Origin of the sequence: Sphingobacterium sp. xlx-96, from assembly GCF_011007365.1 — a bacterium.
Lineage (GTDB): Bacteria > Bacteroidota > Bacteroidia > Sphingobacteriales > Sphingobacteriaceae > Sphingobacterium > Sphingobacterium luzhongxinii.
On record NZ_WFKM01000001.1, the window covers coordinates 563,226 to 576,182 of the forward strand.

Annotated in this window: 11 protein-coding genes; 8 read left to right on the forward strand and 3 right to left on the reverse strand. The window is 38.0% G+C overall.

The annotated features are described in order from the left end of the window. Window positions 1–22: 22 nt before the first annotated feature. Window positions 23–2,803, reverse strand: coding sequence for a prolyl oligopeptidase family serine peptidase (locus G7B20_RS02570; protein WP_240465969.1), 2,781 nt, complete (start codon window positions 2,801–2,803; stop codon window positions 23–25). A 231-nt stretch (window positions 2,804–3,034) separates the two neighbouring features. Here G7B20_RS02570 and G7B20_RS02575 point away from each other — a divergent pair, with 231 nt between their 5' ends. Continuing rightward, the gene (locus tag G7B20_RS02575; protein ID WP_164108455.1) at window positions 3,035–3,766 is read left to right on the forward strand and encodes an SIMPL domain-containing protein; all 732 of its coding nucleotides are present in this window, start codon (window positions 3,035–3,037) and stop codon (window positions 3,764–3,766) included. 73 nt (window positions 3,767–3,839) lie between these two features. Here G7B20_RS02575 and G7B20_RS02580 read toward each other — a convergent pair whose 3' ends face one another. Further along, the gene (locus tag G7B20_RS02580) at window positions 3,840–4,700 is read right to left on the reverse strand and encodes an RNA polymerase sigma factor RpoD/SigA (protein WP_079642450.1); all 861 of its coding nucleotides are present in this window, start codon (window positions 4,698–4,700) and stop codon (window positions 3,840–3,842) included. 251 nt (window positions 4,701–4,951) lie between these two features. On the opposite strand from G7B20_RS02580, the gene G7B20_RS02585 reads away from it, so the two are divergent. After that, window positions 4,952–5,179, forward strand: coding sequence for a helix-turn-helix domain-containing protein (locus G7B20_RS02585; protein ID WP_164108456.1), 228 nt, complete (start codon window positions 4,952–4,954; stop codon window positions 5,177–5,179). On the opposite strand, the gene fmt is transcribed toward G7B20_RS02585, so the two are convergent. Beyond that, entirely contained in the window at window positions 5,176–6,093 is a 918-nt protein-coding gene (gene fmt, locus G7B20_RS02590) for a methionyl-tRNA formyltransferase (protein WP_164108457.1), read from the reverse strand. The genes G7B20_RS02585 and fmt overlap by 4 nt on opposite strands. Window positions 6,094–6,189: 96 nt before the next feature. Here fmt and G7B20_RS02595 point away from each other — a divergent pair, with 96 nt between their 5' ends. The 6 genes from G7B20_RS02595 to G7B20_RS02620 all read left to right on the forward strand — a co-directional run bounded on the left by G7B20_RS02595 (window position 6,190) and on the right by G7B20_RS02620 (window position 12,918). After that, complete coding sequence (locus tag G7B20_RS02595) at window positions 6,190–7,407, forward strand: ABC transporter permease (RefSeq protein WP_164108458.1); 1,218 nt, start codon at window positions 6,190–6,192, stop codon at window positions 7,405–7,407. A gap of 109 nt (window positions 7,408–7,516) precedes the next feature. Beyond that, window positions 7,517–9,646: a cation:proton antiporter gene (locus G7B20_RS02600; RefSeq protein ID WP_164108459.1), complete on the forward strand. Its 2,130-nt coding sequence runs from the start codon at window positions 7,517–7,519 to the stop codon at window positions 9,644–9,646. Between the two features lie 14 nt (window positions 9,647–9,660). After that, a complete protein-coding gene (icd, locus tag G7B20_RS02605; RefSeq protein WP_164108460.1) occupies window positions 9,661–10,923 on the forward strand; it encodes an NADP-dependent isocitrate dehydrogenase in 1,263 nt (420 codons plus the stop codon). A gap of 8 nt (window positions 10,924–10,931) precedes the next feature. Next, window positions 10,932–11,135, forward strand: a complete 204-nt coding sequence (locus G7B20_RS02610; protein WP_164108461.1) for a M64 family metallopeptidase — start codon at window positions 10,932–10,934, stop codon at window positions 11,133–11,135. 11 nt (window positions 11,136–11,146) lie between these two features. After that, complete coding sequence (locus tag G7B20_RS02615) at window positions 11,147–12,661, forward strand: M64 family metallopeptidase (protein ID WP_164108462.1); 1,515 nt, start codon at window positions 11,147–11,149, stop codon at window positions 12,659–12,661. Then, window positions 12,661–12,918 carry a hypothetical protein gene (locus G7B20_RS02620; protein ID WP_164108463.1) on the forward strand — a complete coding sequence of 86 codons (258 nt, stop codon included), beginning with the start codon at window positions 12,661–12,663 and terminating at the stop codon, window positions 12,916–12,918. The genes G7B20_RS02615 and G7B20_RS02620 overlap by 1 nt, the downstream gene beginning before the upstream one ends. Window positions 12,919–12,957: the final 39 nt, after the last annotated feature.

A 12,957-nucleotide genomic window follows, 5' to 3' on the forward strand; every position in this document is an offset into this window, starting at 1 on the left:
GTATAATATTGGGTTTTGTTGATTATTTTGTGTCTAAACCCCAGTTTATACCTTTTTTAGTTGCATTTACTCCGGTTTTTATCCATTCTGCCGCTGGTTTTCCTTTTAAGAAGTGATCGAAGAATTGGCTTTGTCGGATTTGGATGTCTTTCCTGTTCTGTCTTTGTATCAAGTTGTGGTCATCCCCGTTATAATTTAGTAACCAGGCAGGTTTTTGTAGTCGACGTAATGCGGTAAACATTTCTATCCCCTGATACCACGGTACGGCTCCGTCATTGTCGTTGTGCATGATGACTACAGGTGTATTTACCTTATCCATAAAAAATAAAGGTGAGTTTTCAATATATAGATCTCTATCCTCCCAAAGAGTGGCACCTAGTCGACTTTGTGTCTTCTCGTATTGAAATTGTCTGGACATACCCGTTCCCCAACGAATACCACCATATGCAGAGGTCATATTGACAACAGGAGCACCAGTCCAGGCCGCAGCATACATATTGGTACGGGTTATTAAGTGTGCCACTTGATAACCGCCCCAGCTCTGACCTTGAATCGCCATTTTTGTGGAGTCTACCCAAGCATTTTGTGCTAAGTGTCGCATTCCTGAGTTGATGTATTCTTCTGCGGATTTGCCAGGCTGGCCGGTTTTATATGAAATGTCTGGCGCAAAGACTAAATATTCGTTGCTCACAAAGTATGGTATATTGAGCCTTGAAGGTGTAGGGGCTGGGGGGTGGTAGGTATAAAGACCTTGAGATAGCTTTTCATAGAAATAAGCTATTATTGGATATTTTTTTGTCGGGTCGAAGTTTTCAGGCTTATATAAAATTCCTTCAGCCGGGTGACCGTTTGGTGTTACCCACTTTACGAGTTCCGCTGTGCCCCAGTTGTATTCGTTTTGTTGCGGATTGATATCCGTGAGTCTTTGTTCGCCTTTAAACTGCGTAGAAACATAGAGGTCAGGACTTTTGTTATAGTTTTCTTTTGTGTAAATGTAGGTTTTAGACTGTTGATCAGTTGAAAAATTCTTAAATGTGAATTTATCTTGGATAATTTCTAAAGGATTTTTAGTTTTTGATGGGTCTACACTAAATACACCATTCTCTTTGTTTGTTTCATTGAAACTAGTTAAAAATAGCGGTGTTTTTTCATTTATTTTAAATGTACTTTTTCTGGGATCGTTGTTGTTTCGTGCATTTATTAACCTAAATACCAGCTTATTGTTTCTGCCGAATTGATTGGTAATACATTTTTTTGTTTTTCCATCCAAAGAAAAATACCAAACGTCATATCGGTCATTGATATATATACCTGTGTTATTATCTGCCCACGCTGCTATTCCATAAGACGAAGCTGTCGTTGGCATATCATTTTCTTCGTCAGCAAATGATACCGATAGACCTTTATTTAGCTGGTGCTCTGTGCCTGTAGCAATGTGATGACTGTACCAATTTCCATCTTGTTCGTTAAATAGTACGATATATTCGGCGTCAGGAGATAGATATCCTTGTCCATTCCAGTTTGACTTTATTAATTTTCGCTCACCCGTACGAGTAGATATCGCATAGATTTTTTGTAGTTGATAAGCTTGCCATTGATATGCAATCCTGTTGCCAAAAGTAGTTGTGGCCATTATCCATTCTTCAGTAGCGGCATCTGTGTAAGATGTTTTGTCAAACGTATCGTCGATCAAAGATATTAACTGGTTTGTATTTAGGTTGTATACAGCATCATAGTTTTTGGCTAAATCTCTTTTTAAATTGACAAGTTGCTGTGTCATCAAATAATCGTCTTTCCAATGCCATATATCGACTTTTGCATTTTCGAATTCAATCAATGTCGTATCTTTTACAGCAGGGATGGGTACTAGACCAAAGAAAAGCTTTTTGCCGTGTGCGTCGAATGATAGTTGACCATCGCCAGACACATACCAATCTTTCGGTACTCCCTGTGTGTTCTTGTCAATGAGCATTCTCGCTGAATCTTGTCCTATCTTATATAGGTATAGTTTGAAGTCTTTTATTTGGGCTTTCGACGGACTTTTGTCAGCTAGAAAAGAAATCTGATTACTTTGGTCGTCAAATGTTATGCTTTTATAAACAGCTTTTCCGTTACTGATTTTTTGCAGTGCTTTTTTTGAAAGATCATAGAGATAGAGGCCGTCAACACCTGAGCTGTCTTTTTCCTCTGTTTTTTTGTTGAATACCAGGTATTTCTCATTGTTGCTAAAAAGATAAATATCTGCTTTCCAGAATTGAATCGTGTCACCCGATGAGAGTTGTTGTAAGACTAACACATTTTCTTTTTTCGCTTTTGTTCCCTTGGTGCCTTTTTTGAGTAATTCAGTACTTGTGCTATCTACTCGACCTTTTGAGCTGTCAGCGACAGAAGGAATATTTAAAACTTGCGTATACGCAATATAATTAAGCGTATTTTGTGCTACTTTAAAATTTTTAATAGGTCCAAGCTTAATTTGTTGCCGTTGCTCGATGTTAAAAACTATCAACGAATCTTTTGGAAAGTCCTCCGCTTTTTTCTTTTTTATTTTAGCCTCCCGGATGTCCTTGAAAGGTGGCTTTATCGTGCTGACCAGAAATTTCTCTCCCTCTGTAATTTTCGGTCCGGATGCGCGGTCAATGCGTTGTATTAATTTGTTGTTTTTGTCTTTTAGTTCAAGGTATCCGTCGCCTTCCTGTGGCGATACGGTATAGAAAACATAACTTCCCGATTTGCTGATATCTGTTGAGGTTATATTTTTCCAGATATCATATGTTGAATGGTCTATAGGCTTTTTTTGTGCCATTAGAGCAGGCAGGGTTAAACTGCAGATAATCGATGTTAATAAGCTTTTGTTCATTGAATAATGAGATTGTTCAGTCCGGTCAAACATAGAAAAAATGAAGCATATTAGCGAATACCGAATATAAAAATTACATATAAATAGGGTATTGCTTATTTTGGCACGTTAATTACTATTACTATGTATATTCGAATAGGAAATCAAGCGTAGTTGTTAAATCAAAATAATGGAAATATGAAATCAACAGGTATTGTAATTAGTGTAGTGGCCGCTATCGGGTTGCTTGCTTCAGCTTTTGTGTTAGCTAGCGCTTATAAGTATAAGTATAGCGTTAATAATACAATTAATGTTACAGGAAATGCAAAAAAGGATTTTGAGTCAGATATTGTTAAATGGACTGCTTCTTATAGTCGCAAATCTATGGATCTTAGTGAGGCATCTGAACAATTAAAGAGAGACCGGGATTTAGTGAAGAGCTTTTTAATACAACAGGGTATCGAAGAAAGCGAGATCTTGTTTAATGCCGTAAATATCATGAAAGACTTTTCTTATCATACGGATGAGCGAGGTAATAGCTATAATACGTTTTCAGGTTATAGTCTTACGCAGATGGTGAGCATAGAGTCGAAAGACTTAAATAAAGTCGATAATGCGTCGCGAGAAATTTCTACACTTATCTCGCAAGGCGTTGAGTTGAGTTCCAATTCGCCTAATTATTATTATTCAAAATTGGAGGATTTAAAGCTTTCTTTAATCGCTGAAGCGTCACTAAACGCTAAGGCAAGGGCCGAAAATATTGCTAAGGAATCCGGTTCCAGTCTAGGAAAGCTTCTCAGGGCAGATTTGGGAATATTCCAGATAACGGGGCAGAACGATAATGAAGACTTTTCCTACGGCGGTGTATTTAATACAACGGCACGTTTAAAAACTGCTAATATTACAATAAAAGCAAGTTATGGTCAATAAGGAGATGGTTGAAAAGTGAAAAAAATAAAGCGCAAGATTATCTCTTGCGCTTTTCCATTTATCGGTCTTTGTATTAACCTAAATAAGATTTTAAAATTTTGCTGCGAGAAGTGTGACGTAGTCGTTGTAAAGCTTTGTCTTTGATCTGACGTACGCGCTCTCTCGTTAAATTGAATTTTTCACCGATCTCTTCAAGTGAAAGTGGGTGATTGGATCCTAACCCGAAAAATAGAACGATAATTTCTCGTTCACGCTCTGTCAATGTCGATAAAGATCTTTTGATTTCTTCTGACAGTGACTCATCGATAAGAGAACTATCCGTATCTGGATCAGAGTTTTCTAATACATCTAGTAGGGTATTTTCCTCTCCTTGTACGAAAGGAGCGTCCATGGATACGTGTCGACCCGAATTACTTAATGTGTCAGATACCTTGTCTACGGTAGTTTCTAAGATGTCAGCTAATTCTTCAGGAGAAGGCTCTCTTTCGTATTCCTGCTCTAATTTTGAAAAAGCTTTGCTGATCTTACTTAGTGACCCTACTTGGTTTAGAGGGAGACGTACGATACGCGATTGTTCAGCGATAGCCTGCAAAATAGATTGACGAATCCACCACACTGCATAAGAAATAAACTTAAATCCCTTAGTTTCATCAAATCGCTTAGCTGCTTTTATAAGGCCTAAATTTCCCTCATTAATCAAGTCTCCCAATGTGAGTCCTTGATTTTGATATTGTTTGGCTACAGATACGACGAAACGTAAATTGGTTTTTGTTAACTTTTCTAATGCTACCTGATCTCCCTCGCGAATCCGTTGCGCTAAGATTACTTCTTCTTCAGCGGTAATCAAGTCAACTTTACCAATTTCATGTAAGTACTTGTCTAGAGATTGTGATTCACGATTCGTGATCGATTGTGTAATTTTGAGCTGTCTCATTAAAATTTATACCTTTCTTCTGGAATGTTGCAAAAATACAAAAAAAAATCTTCGTATTGTGTAACAAAAATGTAATTTATATACTCATTTTGAGGTAGTTATAGGAAGTATTAAAACCTATCATTAATATCAAAAATCGTTCCAAAATTATTGATTGTTACATATTGTCATTTGTAAAATATTATTCTAAGGTTAAAACCTTTTTTTTTGAAAAATGTTTTATAAACAATGAAAATTAAATAAATAACATTATGGGTATAATAATACGTTTAGATGAAGTGATGGCAAAAAGAAAAGTGTCCCTAAACGAGCTTAGTGATCGTGTAGGAATTACACTTTCAAATCTCTCTATCTTAAAAAACCAAAAAGCAAAGGCAATTCGATTGAGCACATTGGCAGCCATTTGTCGTGCACTTGACTGCCAGCCGGGTGATATAATAGCGTACAAAGAGGATGACTTGTCCGATAGTGAGGTTTAATCGAACCGATATCCTCTCAGGAATTCTTCAATAGACATTCTCTTCTTTCCTTCAATTTGTAGAGATAACAAGTTGATATACCCATCTTTTGTACAAAATTTCAAGAAGCTCTTGCTATCCGTATAAAAATCTCCAGGGGGTTTTCCAGTAAAAACTACTTCTGTCGTAACTTCGTATATTTTAAGTACTTTATTGTCTAGTAAGGTGTAGGCGGCAGGGTAGGGGCTCAATCCTCTTATTTTATTATAGACATCTTGAGTGTTTTTGTTCCAGTCAATAAAGCAGTCATCCTTGAAAATCTTAGGTGCATGTTTAATCTCTGTTGATGCGATATCTTTCTGAGGTATTGGTGTGATACTGTTATTTTTTAAGCCTTGGATTGTATCAATAAGAATTTCAGCTCCTGCATACATCAGTTTGTCATGCACCAAGCCAGCGGTGTCATTGTCTTCTATCTTAACTTTTTTACTAAGTAAAATATTGCCCGTATCAATTTCATGTTGTAAGAGGAAGGTGCTTACTCCAGTCTCCTTCTCGCCGTTGATGATAGCATGATTGATCGGGGCTGCACCGCGATATTGCGGTAGTAAGGAGGCGTGCACATTGATGGTTCCCATCGATGGCATGTCCCAGACAGCCTGAGGAAGCATACGAAAAGCAACCACAACCTGCAGATCAGCTTTAAAAGATTTTAAAGTTTCTAAAAATAAAGCATCTTTGAGCTTTTCAGGCTGCAATATAGGTAGGTTATGTTGCAGAGCGAACTGCTTGACAGCAGACTGATGTAATTTCTGACCACGACCAGCAGGTTTGTCAGGACTTGTTATTACAGCAACAACGTTTTCTCCTGCATCAAGAAGGGCTTTTAAGGAAGCTACGGCAAAGTCGGGAGTTCCCATGAATATGATACGCATAAATACTTTTTTTTTATTTTCGAAACACTTTGAGTGTCTCATTTGTCAAGTTGCAAAAATTGTTAACTTTGCGAAGTTACAAAATTATATTTCAGCTTGAATTTTCCATTATTTATTGCAAAGCGAATAATTTTCAAAGGGCAAAGAACCTTTTCAAAGCTCATTGTACGTGTCACTATTGGAGCGCTTGCATTGGCAGTTATTGCAATTCTTCTTTCCGTAGCAATTTTAAGGGGATTTAAGGATGAGATTACCGATAAGCAGCGTGGTTTTTTTAGTGATATAATTATCACTAAACAGGATTTAAATCAAGCTGAAAATGCGCCCATCTCTTTATCTGCTGCTAAAATCGAAGAGATTCGTGGTATTCCGAATGTTGTTTCTATTTCCCCTTTTGCAACAAAGGTTGGCATTATGAATGTAAATGGAGAAGTAGAAGGAGTAATGTTGAAGGGGGTAGAGTCTACATACGATCAATCATTTCTTGCTAAGACCTTGGTTAGAGGTGATACATTAGATTTCAAAGAAGAGACAGCGGATAGTCAACTTTTGATATCTTCTTATTTGTCGGAACGTTTGCATCTCGAACTAAACGATAGTTTCGTGATGTCTTTTGTTCAGGATAACAGAACGCGTAAGCGAAAGTTTGTAGTTAAGGGGATATTCCGCACAAACTCAGAAGAGCTTGATAATAATTATGTAATAGGCTCATTAGAGCTAATACGCCGATTGAACAATCTGGGGGATACAGAAGCAGGAGCATACGAAATTAGGATTAAGGATTTTGAGCAGTTGCAGCAAACTACAGACGAAGTTGATGATGTTTTGCCTTTGGAGATGAAATCGACAAATGTAGTCGAGCACCTTGCTGATATTTTCAATTGGTTGAAGATGCTAGATATGAACGATGATATCATATTCGTACTTATGGTTATTGTGGCAGTTATCAATATGATTTCTTCATTACTAATTACTATTTTAGAGCGGACATTCTTAATCGGCATGCTCAAGGCTATGGGGATGGTCAATCGTGAAATACGAAAGATTTTTTTGTTAAATTCTTTGTATTTAATTGGCTACGGCTTAATGATAGGGAATGCTCTGGCCTTGTTTATCTATTTTTTACAAAATCAAACTCATTTTTTTAAATTAGATCCAGCGATTTATTATATCGAGTACGTTCCGATGTTTATAGATTTTGGGACAGTTCTTCTACTGAACTTCAGTATTGTTTTGATAGCTTTGTTGACTTTATTCATTCCTTCAATGCTTATTTCTCGGATTTCTCCAATCAAGACTATACAGTTTAAATAGACTTTAAAAATCTTCTTTCTTTAATAGGTCTACTTTTTTTTGTACTTTACGTACGTTTACAATCCTTTGTTTTGGATTGTCATAAATTAAATGAACTTTCAATTTATATATGGGCAGTAAGATTTTTGAACATTTATCCGAAGCATTTGAAGCACCACTAACCAATCCGGTACTTGTTTTTTCTTTAGTACTTTTTATTATACTTCTAGCCCCTATTTTACTTCGGCCTATTCGTGTGCCCGGTATTATTGGTTTGATATTATCAGGAGTTGTTATAGGTCCGCATGGACTCAATTGGTTAGAAAAAAGTTCAGCTGTAAATCTTTTTTCTACCATTGGTCTATTGTATATCATGTTTATTGCAGGGCTTGAGTTAGATATGAATGAGTTCAAAAAGACTAAACATAAAAGCATTATGTTCGGTCTTTTCACATTTGCTATACCTATTGCTATCGGTTTTCCTGTTTGCTATTACCTATTGGGTTATGGAACATTAGCGAGTATTCTGATAGCTAGCATGTTTGCTACCCATACTTTGGTGTCATATCCTATTGTCAATCGATATGGTATTTCCAAGCACGAGGCTGTAGCTATTACAATAGGAGGTACGATATTGACCGATACTGCAGTTTTAATTATCTTGGCGGTTATTACGGGAGCCTCCCAAGGGAGTATAAATCAGGAGTTTTGGGTTACTCTAGGCATTTCCTTTGCGGTATTCTTATTTATTATGTTCGGTATTATTCCGAAAATTGCGAAATGGTTTTTTGAAAAAATTCAATCCGAGAAGACAGGGCATTATATTTTTGTACTAACGGTTGTTTTTTTTGCAGCTTTTTTGGCAGAGATGGCTGGTCTAGAGCCGATCATAGGGGCATTCGTTGCGGGATTAGCCTTAAACAAGCTCATACCTCATTCTTCGGCATTAATGAATCGGATAGAATTTATTGGAAATGCAATCTTTATTCCTTTTTTTCTGATCTCGGTGGGGATGATCGTTGACGTCAGCGTATTGGCAAAAGGACCTATGGCGCTAATTGTAGCTGGCACATTGACCGTAGTTGCTGTGTCAGGTAAATATCTGGCAGCCACCGCTACTCAGTTAGTTTTTAAGTACACTGGAAATCAAAGAAACTTGATCTTTGGATTGAGTAACGCCCATGCAGCGGCAACTCTTGCTGTAATTATGGTGGGGTATAGCAATAATATTATAGATGAGAACGTGTTAAATGGAACTATAGTTCTCATCCTTGTAACCTGTATCATAGCATCTATGGTAACCGAAAGCGCTTCGAAAAAAGTTGTAATGGAAGGTCATCAAGACGATGCGCATGTCGAGCATGTGGAAGAGGGAGAAGAGCAGATAATGATTCCGATTGCGAATTTGAACAATATGGAACCCATCTTAGACTTCGCTACCATGATCAAATCGAAAAAGTCACATTACCCGTTGAGTATACTTAGCGTAGTTCCAGATAATGAACGAGCTGAGCGAAATTTGATCGAAGCCCGCAGAAATCTGGACAATATGGCGCAGTACGCATCAGGATCGGAAACTGAAGTGGAATTATTGACAACGATTGATTATAATATTGCTGCAGGGATTGCCAGAATGTCTAGACATTCACTGGTAGACTGTATCATTATGGGATGGCCTAGTGCAGTTTCTTTCGTTGAGAAAATTGTTGGTGAAAAGACAGAAAGTATCGTGAATTCTACAGATACAACCTTGTTCATGTGCCGATTGGAAAAGCCGCTGATTTCACACAAATCTATCACAGTGTTCGTTCCTCCATTAGCAGAGTCGGAGGTTGGTTTTGAGTATTGGTTGGAGAAGATTCTAAAATTGGCACAAGAACTCTCTTTACCTGTTAATTTTATTTGTAATGGACGTACACAAGGGGCTACAGAAGAGGTTCAGAAACTTCTCAAATCAAGCGTACCGTTGCATTATGGCAATTACGAAGATTGGGATAATATTTACGGTCTGGCGACATTTAGCAATGTTGATTCATTATTGGTATTTGTATCCTCTAGAAGTGGTGAGGTCTCTTACAGGGACGCATTAGATGGTTTAGCGCGGAGGGTAGGCCGTTATTATAAAAATCAAAATCTAATACTTCTGTTCCCAAGTCGTCAGGCAGATTTGCATATTGATGAGTATGAAGATATTCAGACAGCACCGATTTTCAGAAAGATAAGTCGTGAAATAGGAAATATGTTTAACAAGGAGAAATAATCAATATCGTAGTTATGGAAGCGAAGATAACAATGAATACAAGTAGAGGTTTAGTGGTACCCGATGAGCCCATTATACCTTTTATTATCGGAGATGGAATCGGTCCAGATATTTGGAACGCCTCGGTTCGAGTATTTGATGAGGCCGTTAAACAGAGTTATGCAGGAAAGCGGAGGATTGTTTGGAAAGAAGTGTTGGCAGGAGAGAAGTCATTTAATTTGACAGGTGAATGGTTGCCTGAAGAAACATTATCGATCTTTAAAGAATATTTAGTTGGAATCAAAGGCCCCTTGACAACTCCTATAGGAGGAGGTATCCGTTCATTGAATGTAGCACTTCGTAAGGAATTAGATTTATACGTATGTCTGCGGCCTACATCATGGTATCCTGGTGTGCCTTCGCCAGTGAAGCGTCCGCAAGATGTGAATATGGTTGTTTTTAGAGAAAACACGGAAGACATTTATGCTGGGATAGAGTTTGCGGCAGGTAGTAAAGAGTCGAATGAGCTTCAGGAATATTTAAAGCAGCATTTGGGCGTACAATATAATTTTTCAAACACGACCGGTGTGGGGATAAAACTTGTATCCGAAGAAGGATCGAAAAGGTTAATCAGGGCCGCAATAAGTTATGCACTAGAACACAAATTACCTTCTGTAGCATTGGTGCATAAGGGCAACATTATGAAGTACACAGAGGGGGCCTTTAAACTTTGGGGCTTCGAGGTTGCTGAGAAGGAATTTGGGGAGCAGACTTATACGTGGGGGCAATGGGAACGTACAAAAGCTGACCGAGGGCAAGAAGCTGCGAATGCGGAGCAGAAGGAAGCGGAGCAAACAGGAAAGATAATTATTAAGGATGTTATTGCTGATAATTTTCTTCAGCAGATCTTGTTAGCGCCAAAGGATTATGCCGTTGTAGCTACACTAAACCTAAATGGAGATTATATTTCGGACGCCCTCGCTGCTATGGTTGGAGGGATAGGTATAGCACCAGGAGCCAATATAAATTACAAAACAGGCCATGCGATTTTTGAAGCGACTCATGGGACAGCACCTAGATTTGCGGGAACAGATTCCATGAATCCATCTTCTGTTATTTTGAGTGGCGTCATGATGTTGGAGTATATGGGATGGAATGAGGCCGCTGACACAATTAAGCGTGCATTGAGCGAAGTTATTCAAGATAAGACCGTGACAATAGATTTCTATAACTTAATGCAGGATGCAACATTGGTAAAAACGAGCGAGTTTGCGGACAGGATTATCGAGAAGTTATAAGAGACTAAATGAATAGATTTTCTTTTCTCTTAATTTGGGCTTTTTCTGCGGTTAATTTTATTTTTGCTCAAGAAAAATACCAAATAGATACGTTGATACACCAAGGGCCGGATGAAAAGATGGTGACATTCGTCATTCTCGGAGATGGATATACAAAAGCAGAACAGGATAAATTTAGTAAAGAAGCCGAAATTTTCGTTCGTTTTTTTTGAAGACAGATCCGATGCGTAGTTATGAGTCTTTTTTTAATATTTATGCTATCAAAACTATTTCTGAAGAATCTGGAGCTATACACGCTTGCACAGCCATAGATTGTCCTGAGGATCATCACACAACTGCTGTTAAAGAAAGTAACCAGTTTCCCCGAAATGCGAAGGTACCTATGAGCCGTCCAAAGACAATTTTTGGAAGTAGTTTTGATAACGGTAATATCCATCGTTTGGTAATCCCTCAAAACCAGAGCTTAATATCCGAAATTTTGAAGACACATACCTCGCAGTACGACATGGTCTTGATACTCGTAAATTCACCTTTTTACGGCGGTTCAGGAGGAATGTATGCTACTTCGACAGTTAATATGGCCAGTAACGAGATCGCTATCCACGAGATCGGCCATTCTTTTGCAAAGCTAGGAGACAAGTATTGGGCTGGCAATCAGTATGCCTATGAAAGTCCCAATAGCAGCCAAATTTCTGATGCGAATAACGTAGCTTGGTCGCATTGGTTAGGTATTAACGGAGTTAAGGTGTATTCCTATGGTAATAAAGATTCAAAATCAAACTGGTATCGACCCCATGAGTCTTGTAAAATGCAGACGTTGAAAGCACCGTTTTGTAGCGTGTGCCAAGAGCAGTTCGTTCGAAAAATCCATGAGTTGACTTCACCTATTTTGCGTAGAGAGCCCGCTTATGATACGGTAAACCAAAGTTGGAAAGTACAACAGTATAAAGTAGAATTAGCTTTGCCATTTCCCAATACACTGAAAGTACAATGGTTGTTAAACGCAGGTTTTATTAACTCTAAAATACCTTCTGTATGTATAGATCCCGGGCATTTAGGAGCAGGCAAAAATGTTCTTGAAATTATAGTTGAGGATACTACATCTTTGGTTCGGAATCCGACCTATAACAGCAATGCTGTGTATGTTGAAAGCTGGAATATAGTAGCGGATACAGTTTCACAAATCGTTGCTCCAAAAGTTACTTGCACGGATTCGTTGCAGACTTGTTATGGTACATCGCAGGTAATAAATATTGAATATGTTTCAGCCAATGGTGTGTACCGTTGGTACGATAAGGAAGAAGGGGGAGAGCCTTTGAGTGAAGGTCCAACTTTTCACACGCCTAGGATTTTTGAGAATAGCAGGTATTATGTCGATATGGAGCTTGATGGCAAAGTATCACAACGCACGTCGGTCAATATATTATGCTTTTCAGCACTTCAAGTATCCCCCGGTGTAAAAATAAAATGGAATAACAAATCCCAAAAGTATATTGTCTCTTTAGTCAACGATGTACTAGATAGCACAGAAAGGTATAAGTGGACAGAATCGAATGGTAATCCATTATATACATGGGATGCCATAAAGTCTAGGTATGTTTCGGTGGAGGAAAATAGCCATATGGTAGTCGTCGATAAGACTATTTTAGAGAAAGGTATTTTTGTCCAAAAAGCGAATAGGTCTACGACCTGTACAGGTGATAATTACGCTATCAATTTGAAAACACATTCCAGATAATGAATTACAACGATTTACCATTCTTTGTAAAAGAGTCTGTTGTCTTAAGTATGGAAGAAAAGAATATGTTATCGTCCATTAATACATTGCCGTCCGAACAAGAGGTTGACCTTTTACGAAATTTACCTGATGTGTTAGAACTCACAAATACTTTTATAGGAGACGAAAGCTCGCGTACCATCCATTTACAGCTAAAAGCACGTGAGTATTTAAGTGTAGGGGATATCTTTATGGCTTGGAAGGTGTTGTTGCTGTAAAATTAAAAAGTTAAAAATCTATGAAATCTTCATGGGGGG